Source organism: Cupriavidus sp. 8B (assembly GCF_054589115.1).
On sequence record NZ_BAAILO010000573.1, the window covers coordinates 1 to 230 of the forward strand.

Genomic DNA, 230 nt, shown 5'->3' on the forward strand with positions numbered 1-230 from the left:
TCGTAGCTGCGCTTGTTGGTATTGACCGACAGCGTGTTGACCAGACCGGGCCCGTTCGGCTTTACATACAGGTGGTTCGCGCCGTCCGTGTCAAAGCTCCAGCGGATGTTCTCGCCCCAGGCCGGATCGCCCACGATCTGCTCGTCGGGACCGAACTCGATCGTCGTCGTCTTCAACGGGGCGGTGAGCACGCGGAAGATCTGATCCGCGCTGTAGGGAAACACCACCAG

The 230-nt window shown here is 61.7% G+C and carries 1 protein-coding gene; it reads right to left on the reverse strand.

What is annotated here, in order from left to right:
- Nucleotides 1-230: TrbG/VirB9 family P-type conjugative transfer protein (locus tag ACYP5B_RS48960; RefSeq protein ID WP_459574692.1), on the reverse strand; the 230-nt coding region annotated here is incomplete at both ends.